An 18944-nucleotide genomic window follows, 5' to 3' on the forward strand; every position below is an offset into this window, starting at 1 on the left:
TGATCACTTGATAAATAGCAAGCGGGATTCAGCGCCGAGCTGTCCCGATGACGCAACGTTTCCAAGGCGTTTGATCGCCCCACTCTCTGCTTGGTCTTTTGTCTGGAAGCTAAGCCATGAGATGGGCAGGCGGGCTCGGGAGAGCCCGGTCCGGAAATCCGTCTTACGTCAGATCCACGGCTCGTCTGGAGAACGCGGCGGCCAGCCGGCCCGTCTCCGCTGCATTGTCCGAGGCGGCGGTGCCGGCCTTCGCCCGTGCGGCGATGCCCTCGAAGATCATGGACCAGCGGAACAGCGCGAAGGCCATGTGGAAATTGGTCATCCGCACCCCGTGGCGCGCCTCGGTGTCATAGATGGCGAGATAGGGTTCGAGCGCGGGGATGCCCAGGGTGTCGATGTCGAGACCCTTCAGGCCGCCATACTCATCCGGCTGCGAAAGCCACGCCATGGCGCTGTGGGCAAGGTCCGCCAGCGGATGGCCGAGGGTGGACAGTTCCCAATCCAGCAGCGCCACCACGCGCGGCTCGGTGGGGTGGAACATGAGGTTGCCGATGCGATAGTCGCCATGCACGAGGCTGGTGGTGTCGTCCGCCGGAATGTTCGCCGGCAGCCAGGCGATGAGGCGCTCGATGTTCGCATCCTCGCGGGTGCGGGACTGCTCCCACTGCCGGCTCCACCGGCTCACCTGCCGGGCGAAATAATTGCCGGGGCGGCCGTAGTCGGCGAGCCCCACCGCGGCGACGTCGACATTGTGCAGCGCCGCCAGAATCCGCGCCATGGCGGCATACATGGCGGCGCGATCCGCGGGGGCGACTCCGGGCAGGGTGCAATCGTGGAACACCCGCCCGTCCACCCGCTCCATCACATAAAAGGGCGTGCCCACCACGCTGCGGTCGTCGCAGAAGAGCAAAGCGGGCGGCACCGGCACATCGGTGGCGGCCAGCGCGCTGATGATGCGGTGCTCGCGGTCCACCGCATGGGCGGAGGGCAGAAGCTCCCCCGCCGGCTGCTTGCGCAGCACAAGGCGGCGATTGTCATAAGTGACGAAGAAGGTGGGGTTCGACTGGCCGCCGGCGATCGCCTCCAGGCGCACCGAGCCCTCAAGGCCCGGCAGGGCGCCGCGCAGGAAGGCGTCCAGTGCCGCCGTGCCGAAACCGTTCACGATGCCGCCACCGGCCAGCGCCAGAAGGCGGTCTCCTCTTCCGAGAGGAAGCGGTTGAGCACCATCTGGTGCACCTCGTCCGCGCCGTCCACCAGCCGGGCCTGCCGGGCATAGCGGTAGATCCATTCCAGCACGGTATCCTTGGAATAGCCGCGCGCGCCATTGATCTGGATCGCCATGTCGGCCGCCTGATGGAGCGTGTTGGCGGCCTGGATCTTGGCCATGGACACTTCTTTTCGCGCAAAGCCGCCGCGATCCAGCTCCCACGCCGCTTTCATGACCAGGAGGCGGCCCACCTCGATGCCCATGGCGGTCTGGCCGAGCTTGAGCTGCACGCTTTCGCGATCGCTGAGGGCGACGCCGAAGCCGTGCCGCTCGCCGGCATACGCGCGGGCGATCTCCACGCAGCGCTTGGCAAGGCCGAGCCAGCGCATGCAATGGGTGAGGCGCGCCGGGCCGAGGCGGATCTGCGTCATCTTCAGCCCCTGGCCCTCGCCCATGAGCACGTCCTCGGGCGCGATGGTGAGGCCGTCGAACTCAAGCTCGCAATGCCCGCCATGCTCTTCCGGCCCCATGATGGGGATGCGCCGCACGATGCGCCAGCCGGGCTGGTCCTTATGGAAGAGGAAGGCGGTGAGGCCCTTGCGGGCATCGTCCGAGGTGCGCGCCATGAGGATGAAATGGGCGGCCTCCTCGGCGCCAGTGATGAACCATTTGCGGCCATGGATCTTATAGGAGCCGTCCGCCTGCTTCTCCGCCCTTGTGAGCATCATGGAAGGGTCAGAGCCACTGCCGGGATGGGGCTCGGTCATGACGAAGGCGGAGCGCACCTCGCCGCGCACGATGGGGGCGAGCCAGCGCGCCTTCTGGTCCGGCGTCGCCACCTTTTCCAGCACCATCATGTTGCCGTCGTCGGGGGCGGCGGAGTTGAAGATCACCGGCCCGAAGATGGAACGGTTCATCTCCTCGTAGCACACCGCCATGCCCACCCGGCCGACGCCGAGTCCGCCGGTCTCGGGACGGAGCTGGAGACACCAGAGGCCTTCCGCGCGGGCCTTCGCCCGCATCTGCGACAGCAAATCAGTGCGGATGTTCTCATGGGCGTCATAGGCAGCGGGATCGGCCTCCAGCGGGATGATCTTCCGCTCCACGAAGGCGGCGATGCGCGCCCTGAGGTCTTCGAGGGCCGGGGAGATGGAGAAGTCCATGGCTTGCCCTCAGAGGGAGGAAACGAGATGGCCGCCATCCACCACCAGCGACGTGCCGGTGACATAGGCGGAAGCATCGGAGCAGAGGAACAAAAGCGGCCCTTCGAGGTCGGCGAGCCGGCCGAGCCGGCGATAGGGGATGCGGCGGACAAGGGCCGCTCCCGCCTCGCTCTCGAAGAAGTCCCGGTTGAGGTCGGTCTCCACATAGCCGGGGCACAGGGCATTCGCCCGGATTTTGTGGCGCGCCCATTCCAGCGCCATGGATTTCGTGAGCTGGACCAAGGCTGCTTTGGAGGCTGAATAGGCGGCCACCTGGCCGGCCACCCGGTGGCCGAGAATGGAGGCCACGTTCACGATGGCGCCGCCCGCCCCGTCCGCCGCCATGGCGCGGGCGGCCGCCTGGCCCACGAGGAAGGCGCCCTTCAGATTGGTGTCGAGGATGCGGTCCCACTCGGCCTCGTCCTGATCCAGGAGAGGCGTCGTGGCCGTGACGCCGGCATTGTTGACCAGCACGTCGAGCCGGCCCCATGCGCCCTTAACAGTGGCGACCGCCGCCTCCACCGAGGCGGCGCTGGTGACATCCAGGGAGATGGCCATCGTGGTGCCGCCCGCCGCGCGGATGCGGGCACAGACCTCTTCGCAGTCGCCCCTGTGCCGGGCCGCCACCGCCACCCGCCCGCCGGACGCAGCGAGCCGCTCGGCGAAAAAGGCCCCGAGCCCCTTGGAGGCGCCGGTGACGAGCACGGTGCGCCCGTCGAGGGACGCGTGAAAGCTCATGGATGGGCCTCCCAGACCGCGCCTCTGCGGGCCGATTATTCGAACGGGCGCTCGCTTTATAGATTTGCGGCGCGCCGCCGCGCAATGGGAGGCTGGGTCAGTGGCGCAGCTGGTTGTCGCCGCGCATGAGGAGATCGGCGCCCTTCTCGCCTGTCGCGATGGTGGGGGCGTTGGTATTGGAGGAGGGGATGGTGGGGAAGATGGAGGAATCGATCACCCGCAGCCCCTCGACGCCGCGCACGCGCAGTTCGCTGTCCACCACCGCGTCGGGATCCGCGCCCATGCGGCAGCTGCCCACGAAATGCCAGGTGGTCTGCGTGGTCGCGCGGACATAGTCCACGAGCCCCGCTTCGTCCTGAAGGTCCGGGCCGGGCCGCACCTCCCGCACCACCAGCGCGCCCAGGGTGGGCGCCGCGGCGAGGCGGCGGGAGATGCGCAGGCCCGCCAGCAGCGTTGCGAGGTCCGCCGGGTCGGAAAGATAGTTCGGGTCGATCTCCGGATCCGCCAGCGGGTCCGGCGAGCCGATATGCACGGCGCCGCGCGAGCGCGCCTGGAGCGCGGTGATGCCGATGGTGAAGCCGGAGAAGGGGTCGAGGCCCGCTTCCGGCGTGCGGGCATAGCGGTCCTTGCCCGAGAGAGGATGAAGCTGAAGCTTGAGGTCGGCCTTTGAGGGATGCACGCCACTCTTCAGGATGGCCTGCGCAGTGGCCGAGCAGATGGAGAGCATGCCCCCGCCGAACACGGCGAATTTCAGCCCCTCCTGCACCTGCCGCACCGGGCTGCGCAGGATGTCGTTGATGGTGAGGGGCCTTGCGCACTCGAAGGCGACGCGGGTGTTCGGGTGGTCGTGGAGGTTCTCGCCCACGGCGGGGAGCGCGTGCACCACCGGGATGCCGTGGCGCGCCAGCACCTCCGGATTGCCGATGCCCGACAGTTCGAGGATCTGCGGCGACTGCATGGGGCCGGCGGAGAGGATCACCTCCGCCCGGGCGCGGGCGGTCTGGCGCATCCCGTCGCGGACATATTCGACGCCCACCGCCCGCTTGTCCTCCATCAGCACCCGCGTCGCCCGCGCGCCGGTGGCGATTTTCAGGTTGTGGCGCTTGCGGGCGCGGCCGAGATAGGCGACGGCGGTGCTGCACCGGAAGCCGCGCCTGGTGGAATATTGCAGGTAGGAGGCGCCGGCATAGGTGCCGTCATTATAATCCTCCACGCCCGGCACGCCGATCTCCTCGCAGGAGCGCAAATAGGCTTCCGCCAGATCGTCGAACTTGCGCAGCTTGGTGACGGAGACGGGCCCCTCGCGGCCGCGCGCGTCGGGGTCGCCTTCCGGGAAATGCTCGCTGCGCTTGAAATAGGGGACGAGGTCGCGATAGCCCCAGCCCTGGCAGCCGGCCGCTTCCCAGTCGTCATACTCGGCCGGGTCGCCGCGCACGAAGACGTTGCCGTTGACCGAGCTCGAGCCGCCCAGCACCTTGCCCCGCACGAGGAGCTGGTCGCGCCCGCCGAGATGCGCCTGCGGCACGCTGCGGAACGGCCAGGTGACTTGTGGGTCGTTCAGTATCTTCGCGACGAACAGCGGGATGCGGATGTTGAGCCGGGCGTCGGAGCCCCCCGCCTCCAGCAGCAGCACGCGCCGCTTTCCGCTTTCGGTGAGCCGGTCCGCCAATACGCATCCGGCCGAGCCGGCGCCTACGATGATATAGTCATAGGTCGGCACCGCTTCTGGATTACGCATTACCAAACGCCCTGATCTCTTCACTCACCGTCCGTGCCGAGGCGCGAACGGGGCGCAGGATCAAGCGTGCTCACGATGCCGGTCCAATAATATTCGTCCGCCGGACGATGCGGCGAAGTTATGCTGGGTGCGTCTCTGCCAGAATGCCGGGCGACCTCACGCCGTCGCGCGTGCGGGCGAAAATTCTGCGCGCAGCCGGTCGGTATGTTCGCCCAGCGCCGGCACGGGGCCGAAGTCCGGCACCGTCCCGTCCATGAGCGCGCCGGGGGCGAGGCAGCGCACGGGGCCGGTGGGCGTGTCCACCTCCACATGGCGGTTCTGCGGATGGGCGAGGAGGTCGTCCATGCCACTGACCCGGCCATAGGCGATGCGCGCCGCCTCGAGCCGCTCCACCATGGCCTCGCGCGCCGCCGCCGCGAACACGCGCTCGATGATGGCATCGAGCGCCGACCGGTTGGCGACGCGCTGGTTGTTGCTCGAGAAGCGGGGATCGCCCGCGAGCGCCGCATCGCCCAGAACCTCGGCGCAGAACACCGCCCATTCCCGCTCATTCTGGATGGAGAAGAGGACCGCCTTTCCATCCCCGCAGGCATAGGCGCCGTAGGGCGCAATGGTGGGGTGGCTGAGGCCGGCGCGGGGCGGCACCTTTCCGCCATAGGCATATTGGAGGTAGGGCACGTTCATCCAATCGGCCAGCGCGTGATAGAGCGACACGGCGATGCTGCGCCCCACACCCGTGCGTTCGCGGGCGTAGAGCGCCTGGAGGATGGCGGAGAAGGCCGTCATGCCGGCGGAGATATCGCATACCGAAACGCCAACCCGCGCCGGCCCCGCCGCATTGCCCGTGATGGAGGAGAGCCCCGTTTCCGCCTGGACCAGGAGATCGTAGGCCTTCAGATCGCGATACGGCCCCTCTTCGCCATAGCCCGAGATGGAGCAGGTGATGAGGCGCGGGTTCTGCGCCCTCAGCGCCTCAGGGGCGAAGCCAAGGCGGTCTATGGCGCCCGGCGCCAGGTTCTGGATGAAGATGTCGGCCTTCTCCACCATGGCGTGGAGAATGGCGATGTCACCGGCCGACTTCAGGTCGAGGCAGATGGATTCCTTGCCCCGGTTCAGCCAGACGAAATAGGCGCTTTCCCCGTGCACGAGGGAATCGTAGCCGCGCGCGAAATCGCCTTCCGGCCGCTCCACCTTGATGACCCGCGCACCCGCATCCGCGAGGCGCGAGGAGGCATAAGGCGCCGCTACCGCCTGTTCCACGGAGACGACCATGATGCCTTCGAGATCCCGTTGCATGGAACACCGTCTTGGAAGCCGCATCGCGCCGGCGCGTCAAAGTGGCCGGCGCGCGGCCGGAGCGCAATATAAGCGCCTGGTTTTCCTTCCGGTGACCTTATGCCCGCGCGCTGGGTTGAAGGACGCGGCGGGTCAGGCGACCGCCGCGGCGACCGTTGGAACGCCGTGGACGGGCAGGGCGGGAAAGCCGCATTCCGCTTCGAATGCTGCGGCAGCCTGCATGAGAAGCCCGTCCCGGTAATGGCCCCCGATAAGCTGGAGGCCGATGGGCAGGCCGGCTTTCGACAGGCCGCAGGGGATCGAGATCGCCGGGTGGCGGGAGGCGTTGAACACGGCGGTCAGATGCGGGCTGGGCGTCTCCATCTCCACCCGCTCCGGCAGGGATTGCATGGTCGGGCAGATGAGGACGTCATAGGTGGTGAGCATTTGGTTGAGCCGCGAGCCGAAAACGCGCCGCTGCTGCTCGGCCTCCGAATAGGCGAACACGCCGAAGGCATGGGCCTTGGAGGTGGTCACCAGCGCCGGATCCATGAGCGCCTGTCTCTGGGTCGGGATCTGGCGCATGAGGGTGGCCTGCATCACGCAGCGCATGACGAAGTAGGCGCCGCTGCCGAGCGCATAGAGCGCGGGATCGAAATCGATCTCCTCCACCACCGCCCCGAGGCTGCGGAACGTGTCGGCGGCCCGCCGGGTGGCGGCCTCCACCTCAGGGTCAATCTCCACGCCGGAACCGAGATTGGGCGAATAGGCCATGCGCAGGCCCTTCACCCCGCCTTCGAGTTCGGCGAGGTAATCGCCCTCGTGCGGCGGCAGGCCGTACCAGTCGCGGGCGTCGGGGCGGCTGATGATGTTCATCATCACGGCGCAGTCGCGCACCGTGCGGGTGATGGGCCCGACATTTGAATTGGTGCCGAAGCGCGAGGGCGGGTAGTCCGGCACGCGCCCATGGGTCGGCTTGAAGCCCACGAGGCCGCAGCGGCTCGCCGGCACCCGGATGGAGCCGCCGCCATCGGTGGCGAGCGCGAGCACGCCCATGCCGCCCGCGGTGGCCGCCGCCGCACCCCCGCTCGACCCGCCGGGGGTGACGGCGGTGTCCCAGGGATTGCGGGTGATGCCGAAGAGGGGGCTGTCGGTCATCACCTTCCAGGCGAATTCCGGCATGGTGGTCTTGCCCACCAGCACGGCGCCGCTCTCCCGCAGCCGCGCCGTGCCAGGGCCGTCCTCGGCCCACTCCTGGTCCGGGTTGATCGTGCGCGAGCCCGAAAGGGTGGGCCACCCCATGGCGAGGATATTGTCCTTGATGGTGGTCGGCACCCCGTCCACCACACCGAGCGGCGCGCCGTGCTGCCAGCGCGCCTCGGACTGGCGGGCCTGCGCCATGGCGCCCTCTTCGTCCAGATGCTGGAACGCGTTGAGCGTCGGGTTCACCGCGGCGATATGGGCAAAGGTGGCGCGGCAGACGTCCACCGGCGAGAACCGCTTCTCCCGGAAGCCCTCCACCAGATCGATGGCGGATAGCCGCAACAGGTCTTCAGTCACCGTTCCATCCCCAGTTCTCCAGGCGCGCCTTGGGCGTCGCCAGCCGGATTTACATGTTGGACTGTCAGGTTCGACTGCACCTTAAGTGGCAGCGATAAGGATAGCGCGAGGTCGCAGACCAATTTGCGACGATTTCGCGGATTTTATAATGTCGACAAAAATACAATATTCATATCTAGAAGCGGCTTTTCCCTCGCCTACACACCCTCAGTGTCGACACTATAATGCAGATCCCCACGAGTTCCAGTGGTGCACGCGCTTGGATGCACGCAATAAAAATTTCCGGAAAACCCCGCAGGATGAAAGGCATGGCCTCCACGGGGCGCGCATCGGGTGAAGAATTCCGTGTACCGCCCGGCTCAGATGTCCTGTTGGCGCCGATAGTGGGTCTCCAGGGCCCGCAGGGCGTTCATGTGGTTGGAGCGGATCAGCGCGGCGGCGAGCAGCGCGTCACGCTCGCGATAGGCCCGGAGCAACCGCGTGTGATCGTCGAACGAACTCGCCATCCGGCCCGGCTGCGACAGGCTGAGCTTGCGCAGACATGCAGTGCGCAGCAGCAGCGAATCCATCATGCGCTTGACCGTCCGGTTGCGGGAGAGCTGGCAGCTGCGGTCGTAGAAGTCGAGGTTCGCCCAGACGAAGGCGGAGGAATCCCCTTTTCGGTAGGCGCCCTCCATCTCCTGCAGCGCTGCGGCGAGCCCCGTCAGGCCGGCTTCATCCACATGGCGGACGACGTCCTCCGCGATCAATTCGAACAGGGCGGCGCGGGCGCGGTAGATTTCGCGGATCTCCGGAAGGCTCAGCGCCATCACGCGCGGACGGCGGCGCGGCGGGATGTCCACCATGCCCTCCTTCTCCAGCAGCATCAGGGCCTCGCGCACCGGTGTGCGGCTGGTCTGGTAGCGCTTCGACAACTCGACCGAATTGAGGTCTGCACCCGGTGCGAGAAGGCCCTCGATGATCTCGGCGCCGATGGCGCAGGCAATGTCCGACACCAAAGACGGCCGGTCGTGCCGCTCGCCGACGACGCGCTGGACGAGTTCCTTCGCCCGAGCCAGGGAATGGGCCTCGCGCCGTGAGGCCTTGGGCTTCGAAGCTGGCGACACTTCATGCTGAAATCTGCTGAAGGGCTCGGATCTTGTCATTCGGCGTGTCTTCGGCCTTCTTCTTCTTGCGCCGCGACCATATCCGAGAGCTTAGGCGCCGTGAACCACATGGCGCATCGGCGGCCGGCGCGAGGCACAGCGCCCGGCGGCGAGAAATCCCGCGGCGCGGGTGGCGTAATCCTACCGGGGGCTCCATCCCTTTGCATGAGCCGCATTTGGCTTAGTCCCTCCCCAGGAGATCGAGAGACCTTTGCTGCGTTCTGCGCAGGCGGCAGAGGCCGTAAGAATATCCAAGCGGCTAATGCAAATGGGGAGCGGGATGACAACAAATCTCGTGTCAGGCGGTCCTGACGACTTCGCTTTTACATCGCCGAAAGGCTTGGACCTCATCGGCGCAGAGCTTAGCGGGGGCTCGATCTCGATCGCATCCCTCGGACGGCTGATGGCCGATTTGCCATGGGCCAAGGAAGCGCACGATTCCGGCCTCTCCGTCGGGGTGTCTGCATGGGCCGATGCGGTCGGGAAGGACACCCTGGCATTTGCCGATGTCTCCATCGACATGCAGGCCTTCTCGTGGGGCGCGGTGGCGGCGGGCTCCGCGCAGACCGGCGCCATGGCGTTCGGGGCCTGCGGCGATGCGGTGAGCGCGAATGCCGGCTCCGCATTGGATATCGCCGGGGCGGACTTCGTGGTGGTGGTGAATAGCTCGGGGATGGGCGGGGGCTTCTATGGCGACACCGCCTGGGCCGCCAATTTCAGCAACAGCACCTTCATCGCCGTGGACGTGGCGGGCTTCACCTTGAGCTGCGGCCCGTTGGTGATCGAAGCCTCCGCCTTTGGGCCGATCCTCGGGGCGCCCGCTCTCGTCGACGGCAATCTCGCGAGCTTCGACCTTTCGAACCTGGTGAAGGGGGACGACACCCTTGCCACTTCCGATATCCAGGCCCTGACCGTCCAGGATCAGCTCTCCAGCGTATCCGCCATGCTGTTGGCCGCGGTGGAGCACGCCAACTTCTCCAACCCGAACCCAACGACGCCGGATGATCCAGATGAGCCCGGCACGGGAGGCCCCGGCACAGGGGGCCCTGGCGGGGGAGGCGGCGGCATCGTCATTGTCCCTCCCGGAGATGATGGTCCATGGGGTGGCTCCGATGATGACGACGATTTCGGAGTGGTCATCGTGGATGACGGCTACTGGCCCGATGGCTTCGATATTGCGGATGTGCCCCCGCTGAACGCTACTAGCCGTTCGGGTGATGCGGGTGCGGTGACGGGCCCCCTCGGCACCGAGTTCACCTCCAGCCCGGGGAACATGTTCCATGAGGTGGATGTCGGCGGAACGCCGCGCCCGTCACCTGCAACCCTTTATGAGATGTTCTCCGGCAATCAGACCGGCCTCGTCGGGGGCGGCCCTTTGCCGGATGATTACAGCGTCGATGAAGCCATGGACCTCGACGGCGGCGGTGGGGAGGGTGCCTGCAATGTCTGCACCGCGCTCCTGCCCCAGGAAAAGGAAGGCACGGCGGATATCTACGATATCGCCGAGAGCGGGGGATGCCAGACCCTGCAGCAGTTCAAGACGCGGGAAGGCGACCGGCTGATTGGCCTGGAAGGCTGGTCGTCGGAGGCGGCGCTGCGGGCGGCAAACGGAGAGACGCTGTTTCTCGAGCGCTCCGATTGCGATGCGCAGGACCTGATCATGACCTTCCTGAAGGATGGCGAATGGCACAGCCTCCGCTTGGACGATTTCTTCCTGCTCAATCCCGTGTTCGACAATGTGTCGGCCGATGACGTGCTCTCGGATGATGAGGCGGTCCCCATCCTTCGGGCGATCCTGCAGGGTGGGGAAGAGGCGGCGCCGGAGGCGGCACAGTCCGACGTCCCGCCGATCGGGGAAATCATGTCTTTCCTCGCCTGACCCGGTGGGATACGCGCCGAAGGGTCGCGCGTATCCCAAAGCCGTACTCTCCTTAGGAGAGGTTTGCACCGCACTTGAAAGTATAAACTAAGTCCTTACCTCCTATCACCTTTGAGTAAAAAACGTATTCCTGCGTCTAATAGAGCGTAATGCCGCATTAAATTTAGACCAACTCCGCTACAGTGAGCGCAGTGCGAGATCGCGAGGAATGCTATGCCGGCGACACATACCTCGACATTCACCCAGGGTCTCTCAATCTCGCAGGTTGAGGGCGAGAATCTCTCGGTGGACACGGCTTCGCAGGCGCTGGCGGTTTCGACCGGCCCGACATCCTCCGAAGAGGAGAGCATGGCGCTGCAGCTCGGCGGCGATGCCACGGCGGTGGGGGAGAACACGCTAGCCACGGCCAATGTGACCGCCACCGTCTCGGGGAACGAGGACGTGCAATCCGCTTATGGCAGCGCCGCCTTCTCGGCCTGGGGCTCGGGACCGGCGGATGCCGGGGTCTTTGCCACGGCGGTGAGCTATGGCGCAGTCTATGGCGACGCCGATTACGGCTTCAGCCTCAATTACACGTCCGAATCCAGCAGCCAGAACGGCGATACCATCGAATGGGAATCCACCTCCATCACGGAGGTTTTCGCGCTGGATATCGACGGTGTCCCGACCCAATCCTCCGACGCGTCGGATTCGGCCGCTCAGCAACCGCCCCCCGAAGATCCGCAGCCGGAGCCCTCCGGGTTCGATCCGGACTGGGCCGGGTGCGGGTGCGACCCCATCGATGACTGGGGCGGAGGGGTCGACGGGAACGTTGCCATCTTCGATGTCTTCGCAGAGGCCGTCGGAGATAACAGCCTTGTCGAAGTGGAGGTCGCGGCCCTGACCGTCGAAGACCAGCTCTCCACCGTGACCGTGGTGGCGACAGGCGCCATCGGTTGAGATCGACGTCCGGGCTCGGATCGAATCCGCGCAGCGCCCGTGGTCGCGCAAATCTATAGTATACACGTACTTATATACCGAATTTTCCACGATGAGTAGTCGCATTTATTTCGTAACATCTAATACTCCATTCGTTCAGTCATACCGTTGCTCCTTTGACCCTGAGGAACTCCGATATTAGCCTAAGATTATCGGCAACACGCCGATGTCCATGCAATGGAGGCAGTTATGTCCAACGATTACGGTCACGGCGGTCATGGCGGCGACAGCTTCGAGTTCGAAATCGACGTCGTGAAGGAGTTCGAGGTCTCTATCGATCTCAGCTTCGACACCGAGACTTCCTACGAGAGCAATTTCGACCCGGAAGTGAACATCGATGTCTGCGTGGACATCGAGGGCAACTTCGCTGGCTTCAACGTCGACGTGCAGGCTGTTGGTGATGACGGCGCCACCGAGGTGAACCTCGTTGCGCTGACCACCGACGACTATTCCAGCATCACCCTGACGGGTTATTCTGCGGTTGCGTGATTGAGGCGGATCGGCAAGATCCGTCTTGCTGATTTAAGCATCGATCGAACCCGGGAGTTCCGGCGGCATGGCCGCCGGAACTCCTTTTTTGTTTTCGGCCCGGCGCGATTTAAGAAGCCGCCTAAGTCAATTTAAAATTTTTAAATAGAACTCTGCGGAATGGTTGGCGGGTCGGAACGTCAGGTTTATTTATATTTACTACCCCTAAGCCAAAAGGTGGCTACCCGTGTGTGCCGTTGTTTGGCGAGTTCGATGCCCACTAACTTATGCCCACCGGCCAGCTACGTCAGGTCGTGCGAAGGGGAGTGTGGGCAATGGCGACATCTATCAAAATCACCAAATCGTCGGTGTCTGGGTCATCGAGCGTGGTGTCCGGATCCTCGAGCGTGACGTCGTTCACCAGCACTTCCTCGGGCTCGGCGACCGCTGCGGTCAGCGCCTTCGCGGCGACGAGCCAGGCATCTGCGCTGGCCGCCACGCCCGTGTCCTACCAGGTGATGAGCCTGACCAATAACGCGGACTCGTTCCAGCTCACCTCCTCCGGCAGCTACAAGATCCAGGGGCTCAACGGGAACGACACCATTTCCGTGCAGGCGGGAACGACCGGTGGCGATTATCTCGATGGCGGCGCGGGCAACGACATACTGACCGGCGCCCAGACCGACGACATCCTCGACGGCGGCGCAGGAACCGACACGCTGAATGGCGGAGACGGGAACGACGTGCTCCGTGGCGGCGCCGGCGGCGACACGCTGAATGGCGGAGCGGGCATCGACACGGCCGACTATTCCACGTCCGCGTCCCTTGTCACCATCACCCTCAACCTGGACCCGTCCAAGACCACGCGGGGCGCCGGCGGCGATGCCATGAGCGATGTGCTCTCGGGCATCGAGAACCTCACCGGCTCCGCCTTCAACGACGTGCTTTCGGGCAATGGGGAGAACAACCAGCTCATCGGCCTGCTCGGCAACGACGTGCTGCGCGGCAATGACGGCGACGACCTGTTGATCGGCGACCGCATCGTCGACGTCGACGGCAACGGCATCCCGGACGACGATGACGGCGATGGCATTCCCGACGGCGTGAACACCACGGTCGCGGGCGGCAACGACACCATGGATGGCGGCTTCGGCAACGACCGGCTCTTCGGCGGCGGCGGCAACGACACCATGATCGGCGGCTTCGGCAACGACCAGCTCTATGGCGGCATGGGCGATGACCTGCTCACCGGCAGCGACGGCGACGATGTCCTCGATGGCGGCGACGGTGACGACGACCTCATGGCGGGCTTCGGGGAGGACACGCTGCGCGGCGGAGCGGGCGCCGACTATCTGAATGCGTCGATCGGCGACGACTATCTCTCGGGCGGCGACGGTGACGACGAGCTCAATGCCGGCGACGGCGCCGACCAGCTGTTCGGTGACGCGGGCAACGACACCCTGATGTCGGGAGCCGGCGACGACCAGGTCTTCGGCGGCGATGGTGACGATCGCCTCATGGGAGACTCCGGGGCCGACGTCATGGATGGTGGCGCGGGCAACGACACGGCGGATTATTCCGCCGGCGGCGCGGTCGGCATAGATCTGCTGGCGAATGTCGCCTCCGGCGCTGCCGCCGGCGACACCTTTGTCTCCATCGAGAATCTCGTCGGCTCGGCGGCCAATGATGTGCTCGCGGGCGACAACGCCGACAACCGCCTGACCGGCGGAGGAGGAGCGGACGTCCTGGTCGGCCAGAGCGGCTTCGACACCGCGGACTATTCCGCATCGGCTTCGGCCGTCTCGGTCCAGTTCAATTCCACCGTCGCTGATCCCGCCATCGCCGGCACCGGCCTTGGCGGCGATGCGGAAGGTGACACGCTGCTTCTCATCGAGCGCATCATCGGCAGCGCCTTCGCCGACACGCTCACGGGCGGTGAGCTCGCGGACACCTTCATGGGCGGCCTGGGCGCCGATATCCTGAACGGCAATGGCGGCGCCGACACCGCCGAGTATTCGACCTCCTCGGCCGGGGTCTCGGTGACGCTCAATCCGGCGGCGACGACCGTCGGCGTGGGTGGCGATGCGGCGGGCGACCAGCTCACCAACATCGAGAACGTCATCGGATCGGCCTTCGCCGACACGCTGATCGGCGGGGCAGGCGCCAACCGCCTTGATGGCGGAGGCGGCGACGACATGCTGATCGGCGGAGCCGGGGCGGACCGCCTGATCGGCGGCGCCGGCATCGATACGATCGACTATTCGGCATCCGCAACGGGGATCTCCGTGGGCCTGTTCGCCAGTGACGATCCCAGCCTCGCCACCACCGGAACCGGTGGCGATGCCCAAGGCGATCTGATCAGCCAGATCGAGAACATTATCGGCACCGCCTTCGGCGATACGCTGCAGGGCAGCACCGTGGCGAACCGGCTGGAGGGCGGGGCAGGCAACGACCTGCTGCGCGGCGGAGCGGGAGCGGACGTGCTCATCGGCGGCGCCGATACCGACACGGCGAGCTACTCCACTTCGGCCTCCGGCGTCTCGGTGACCATCGATGCGGCCGCCACCACGGTCGGCGTGGGCGGCGATGCCCAGGGCGACCAGCTCAGCGGCATCGAAAGCCTGACGGGTTCGGCGTTCGCCGACACGCTCGTAGGCAGCACCGGCGCAAACCGCCTGGAAGGCGGGGCGGGAGACGACCTGCTGCGCGGCGGAGCGGGTGCGGACGTGCTCGTCGGCGGCGACGGGATCGACACGGCTGACTACTCCACCTCCGCGAGCGCGGTGGGCGTGGGACTGACCGCGAACCCGACGGCAGCGAGCGTGGGCTCCGGCGGCGACGCCCAGGGCGACCAGCTCAACACCATCGAGAATCTCATCGGCTCCGCCTTCAGCGACACGCTCCAGGGCAGCACGGCGAACAACAAGATCGTCAGCGGCGCGGGTAACGACACGATCCGCGGCGGCAGCGGAGACGATCTGCTGGTGGCCAACGGGGCCGGCTCCAAGACGTTCTACGGCGACGGCGTGGCCGACGGCGGAGCGGCAGGGGTGGACACGTTCCGGGTGCTCGGCGGCACCAATCTCATCCTCGGCTACCAGACAGGCGAGGATGTCTTCATCAACAGCCTCACCCAGGGGCCTTCGCTGGTGTCCGTCACCAGCGGCGGAACGGCCTATCTGGCGGTGCGCCTCATCGGCGGAGCCCACACCACCTATGTGGTGGTGGGCACCCCCAGCGACGTGGCGGGGGCAACAGCTGCCGCCAATGTCTTCATCCAGCAAGATCTGTTCGTGGATCCGGGGCTCATCGCATGAGGAAAGACAAGGGGTCATCCATGCTGATGGGGAAGGGAACACGTCATGTCGAGGCGCGATCGGAGAGGGCCCGGTAATCGCAACCGGGGCACTGACCTGGACATTGCCATGGAGCAATGCCGGCAGTCGGCTGGAACGCTTTTTCTATTCAGCCTTGCGATCAATCTGCTGATGTTGACGTCTCCGTTATACATGCTGCAGGTCTATGACCGGGTGATGGTGACGGGGAGCGTGAATACCCTGGTGATGCTGACCATCATCGCTGCGGTGGCGCTGCTTTTGCTGGGCATACTGGACAGCCTGCGGTCCGCCATCACGGTGCGCATGAGTTCATGGCTCTCGGACAGGCTCGGGCCGGTCTACCTGGCGCACTCTGTGCGTGCCCGGCTGATGGGCGACGGGTCCGGTGCGCAGTCCATGCGGGATCTCTCGCAGATTCAGGCCTTCATCGCCTCGCCCGCCCTCAGCGTTTTCTTCGATGCGCCCTGGGCCCCCGTGTTTCTGGTGCTGATCTGGACCCTTCATCCGGCCCTTGGGCTGCTGGCGGTGTGCTCCGCGCTCATCCTCTTCGTGCTCGGCCTAGCCAACGAGGCCGTCACCCGGGCGTCCACGGCGGCGGCCAGCCAGGCCCAGATCAGCGCGACGCTCCAGGCGGAGACCACCATCCGCAATGCCGAAGTGGTGCGGGCCATGGGGATGCTGCCGGCCCTCACGGAACGGTGGCGCGCCGCGAACGATGTCAGCGTGATGGCCGCCCAGGAGGCCAATGAGCGCAGCGGGCTCCTTCTCGGCCTGACCAAGTTCGCTCGCCTGTTCATGCAGTCCGCGGTCCTCGGCCTTGGTGCGTACCTTGTGCTGAAGGGCGAGGTGTCCGGCGGCGCCATGATAGCCTCTTCCATCCTGCTCGGCCGCGCGCTCGCGCCGGTGGAGATGGCCATGGGGACGTGGCGGAACTTCTCCGTCACCCGCATCGCCTATAGCCGCCTCAAGGCGCGCCTCCAGTCCCTACCCGAGGAACGCCGCCGCTTGCGCCTGCCCACCCCCGTCGGCTTCGTCTCGGTGGATCAGGTGAGCTACACGCCGCCGGGCATGCGGGCGGGCGTACTCCACCAGGTGTCGTTCCAGGCGAAGCCGGGCGAGGCCATCGCCATCATCGGGCCCTCGGCCAGCGGCAAGAGCACCCTGTGCCGGCTCCTGGTGGGTGTTTCGCGCCCCACCAGCGGCGAGGTGCGCCTTGACGGGTCCGACCTCTCCCACTGGAATCCCGATCAGCTGGGCAAGCATCTCGGCTATCTGCCGCAGGATACCGAACTGTTTCCCGGCACCGTGCGGGACAACATCTCCCGCATGAATGGTGGCGACGAAGCCGCCGTCGTCGAGGCCGCCCAGCTCGCCCATGCCCATGACATGATCCAGCGGCTGCCCAACGGATACGACACTGCGGTGGGTGACGGGGGACTGCGCCTGTCCGGCGGGCAGCGGCAGCGCATCGGGCTTGCCCGCGCCGTCTATGGCATTCCCGCGCTGATCATATTGGACGAGCCGAACGCAAATCTCGACCAGGCGGGAGAGGCGGCCCTCTCGGCCGCGCTGGAAGAGATGAAGCGCAAGGGTTCGACCCTCCTCATTGTCGGGCACCGGCCCTCCACCATCGCCCAGGCGGACAAGATCCTGCTGCTGAAGGAAGGCCGCGTGGAAGTGTTCGGCCCGCGGGATGAAGTTCTGAAACGGCTGCGCGTCGCGGCTTCAGGTGCCGTGGAGCGCGTTGCGCTACGCGACGGCCGGCCCCCCGGCGCAGCGTCCTGATATCCGGCGCCCAATCCGCATCTGGATCACGGAGCTTGCTATGTCCAACTCCCTTGCCGTCCTCGACCGTCCTCCCTCCGAGCCGCGTATCCTCCCCCCAAGCGACGCCGGTGCCCTGAAGTCGTCGCTGAGCGGCCCCAAGGCCGTTGGCCTCCTCCTCATCATTACCTTCCTCGGCGGGTTCCTGGCATGGGGCCTGACGGCGCCGCTGGCGGGGGGCGCGGTCGCGCCCGGGGTCATCAGTCCCGACGGCAGCCGCCGCACCATCCAGCACCTGGAAGGCGGCATCATCGCCGGCCTTCAGGTGCGCGACGGAGACAAGGTGGAGGCCGGACAGCCGCTTGTGGTGCTGGAAAGCCTGCAGGCGGAGTCCGTGCTGAACGCGCAGCTCAACCAATATTATACGCTGCTGGCCATGCAGGCCCGGCTGCGCGCCGAGCAGGCGGACGCGACGTCGATCCGGTTCCCGTCCGAGCTCACCGGTTCTCAGACCCATCGCGACCTGGGGTCCATCGTGCAGGGCCAGCGCGCCATGTTCGAATCCCGGCGCCTTTCGATGCAGCGGCGGCGCGAGATCCTCCAGCAGCGCATCGAACAGTCTCAGCAGCAGATCAAGGCGCTCGAGGCGCAGGCGTCGAGTTCCGTGGTGCAGCTGGCGCTGATCGAGGAAGAGCTTGTCGGCAAGCGCACCCTGCTGCGCAAGGAACTCATCCGCAAATCGGAGGTGCTGGCCCTCGAGCGCGCCCAAGCCGAAATCGAAGGGCGTCGCGGGGAGTATCTCGGCATGATCGCGCGGGCGCAGCAGCAGATCGGCGAGACACAAGTGCAATTGCTGTCGCTGGACGCGGAGAAGGGCGACCAGGTTTCCGAGCAGCTGGACAAGGTGCGGGTGGAACTGGCGGGCGTTATGGAGAAACTGCAATCCAGCCGGGACATCCTGGCGCGGACGGTGGTGATCGCGCCGGTCAGTGGAACCATCGTCAATCTCAAGTTCAAGACCCTGGGCGGCGTGATCCGCGCCGGCGAGGCGATCCTCGACATCGTTCCGGATGGCGAAGCCTTGCTGATCGAGGCCCGCGTGTCGCCGGTGGACATCGACGTGGTCCATGCCGGGCTCTCGGCGCAGGTGCACCTTACGGCATTTTCCAAGCGGGCGCTGCCGCGCATTGACGGGGTTGTGAGTTCGGTCTCGGCCGATCGGATCGTCGATCCGGGCACAGGCCAGGCCTATTTTCTTGCACGTGTCGAAGTAGATCGTGCTGAACTTCAGCGGCTCAAAAGTGTAATCGAGCTTCTTCCGGGCATGCCGGCTGAGGTCTTAATCGTCACTCAAGAAAGAACTTTTGTAGACTATTTAATAGAACCTTTCAAGGATGCGCTGCGCCGCAGTTTCAGGGAGGTATAGAGGGGTGAAAATCTCAAGAGAAAAGATTCCCATATATCTTATAAGTCAGTAACTAAGGCTGCATGACGGTCTCAGATTCAGGTTGTGATTCGGATAGAAATGTGCGCAATGGTAGCGGATAGGCTTGTTGTTTTAGTTCGCTCAAGGGTATGGCGTATTTCAGCAGCTTATTTTATTATCGAACTGTCATAATTCGAGCTTTCCTTTTTTATTTTAATTTATACGA

Annotated in this window: 14 protein-coding genes; 6 read left to right on the plus strand and 8 right to left on the minus strand. The window is 65.6% G+C overall.

Features of this window, described 5'->3' with window-relative positions; all coding sequences use genetic code 11:
- Positions 1–163: 163 nt before the first annotated feature.
- The 7 genes from ABLE91_RS10960 to ABLE91_RS10990 all read right to left on the minus strand — a co-directional run bounded on the left by ABLE91_RS10960 (position 164) and on the right by ABLE91_RS10990 (position 8826).
- Positions 164–1162, minus strand: coding sequence for a phosphotransferase family protein (locus ABLE91_RS10960; RefSeq protein ID WP_348930852.1), 999 nt, complete (start codon positions 1160–1162; stop codon positions 164–166).
- Entirely contained in the window at positions 1159–2370 is a 1212-nt protein-coding gene (locus ABLE91_RS10965) for an acyl-CoA dehydrogenase family protein (RefSeq protein ID WP_348930853.1), read from the minus strand. Before ABLE91_RS10965 ends, ABLE91_RS10960 begins: the two co-directional genes overlap by 4 nt.
- A 9-nt stretch (positions 2371–2379) precedes the next feature.
- Positions 2380–3147: an SDR family NAD(P)-dependent oxidoreductase gene (locus ABLE91_RS10970; protein ID WP_348930854.1), complete on the minus strand. Its 768-nt coding sequence runs from the start codon at positions 3145–3147 to the stop codon at positions 2380–2382.
- 97 nt (positions 3148–3244) lie between these two features.
- Complete coding sequence (locus ABLE91_RS10975; protein ID WP_348930855.1) at positions 3245–4885, minus strand: GMC family oxidoreductase; 1641 nt, start codon at positions 4883–4885, stop codon at positions 3245–3247.
- A 156-nt stretch (positions 4886–5041) separates the two neighbouring features.
- Positions 5042–6181: a CaiB/BaiF CoA transferase family protein gene (locus ABLE91_RS10980; RefSeq protein ID WP_348930856.1), complete on the minus strand. Its 1140-nt coding sequence runs from the start codon at positions 6179–6181 to the stop codon at positions 5042–5044.
- 132 nt (positions 6182–6313) lie between these two features.
- Positions 6314–7720, minus strand: coding sequence for an amidase (locus tag ABLE91_RS10985; protein ID WP_348930857.1), 1407 nt, complete (start codon positions 7718–7720; stop codon positions 6314–6316).
- A 359-nt stretch (positions 7721–8079) separates the two neighbouring features.
- Positions 8080–8826 carry a GntR family transcriptional regulator gene (locus ABLE91_RS10990; protein ID WP_348930858.1) on the minus strand — a complete coding sequence of 249 codons (747 nt, stop codon included), beginning with the start codon at positions 8824–8826 and terminating at the stop codon, positions 8080–8082.
- A 442-nt stretch (positions 8827–9268) separates the two neighbouring features.
- Here ABLE91_RS10990 and ABLE91_RS10995 point away from each other — a divergent pair, with 442 nt between their 5' ends.
- The 3 genes from ABLE91_RS10995 to ABLE91_RS11005 all read left to right on the plus strand — a co-directional run bounded on the left by ABLE91_RS10995 (position 9269) and on the right by ABLE91_RS11005 (position 12211).
- A complete protein-coding gene (locus ABLE91_RS10995; protein ID WP_348930859.1) occupies positions 9269–10744 on the plus strand; it encodes a hypothetical protein in 1476 nt (491 codons plus the stop codon).
- Between the two features lie 213 nt (positions 10745–10957).
- Entirely contained in the window at positions 10958–11683 is a 726-nt protein-coding gene (locus tag ABLE91_RS11000) for a hypothetical protein (RefSeq protein ID WP_348930860.1), read from the plus strand.
- Positions 11684–11911: 228 nt separating this feature from the next.
- Complete coding sequence (locus tag ABLE91_RS11005) at positions 11912–12211, plus strand: hypothetical protein (RefSeq protein WP_348930861.1); 300 nt, start codon at positions 11912–11914, stop codon at positions 12209–12211.
- A gap of 286 nt (positions 12212–12497) precedes the next feature.
- On the opposite strand, the gene ABLE91_RS11010 is transcribed toward ABLE91_RS11005, so the two are convergent.
- The gene (locus ABLE91_RS11010) at positions 12498–12689 is read right to left on the minus strand and encodes a hypothetical protein (RefSeq protein ID WP_348930862.1); all 192 of its coding nucleotides are present in this window, start codon (positions 12687–12689) and stop codon (positions 12498–12500) included.
- Positions 12690–12693: 4 nt separating this feature from the next.
- Here ABLE91_RS11010 and ABLE91_RS11015 point away from each other — a divergent pair, with 4 nt between their 5' ends.
- The 3 genes from ABLE91_RS11015 to ABLE91_RS11025 all read left to right on the plus strand — a co-directional run bounded on the left by ABLE91_RS11015 (position 12694) and on the right by ABLE91_RS11025 (position 18718).
- Positions 12694–15507: a beta strand repeat-containing protein gene (locus ABLE91_RS11015; RefSeq protein ID WP_348930863.1), complete on the plus strand. Its 2814-nt coding sequence runs from the start codon at positions 12694–12696 to the stop codon at positions 15505–15507.
- 108 nt (positions 15508–15615) lie between these two features.
- Entirely contained in the window at positions 15616–17313 is a 1698-nt protein-coding gene (locus tag ABLE91_RS11020) for a type I secretion system permease/ATPase (protein WP_348931200.1), read from the plus strand.
- A gap of 40 nt (positions 17314–17353) precedes the next feature.
- Entirely contained in the window at positions 17354–18718 is a 1365-nt protein-coding gene (locus ABLE91_RS11025) for an HlyD family type I secretion periplasmic adaptor subunit (protein WP_348930864.1), read from the plus strand.
- Positions 18719–18944: the final 226 nt, after the last annotated feature.

Source organism: Aquabacter albus, from assembly GCF_040049275.1.
Lineage (GTDB): Bacteria > Pseudomonadota > Alphaproteobacteria > Rhizobiales > Xanthobacteraceae > Aquabacter.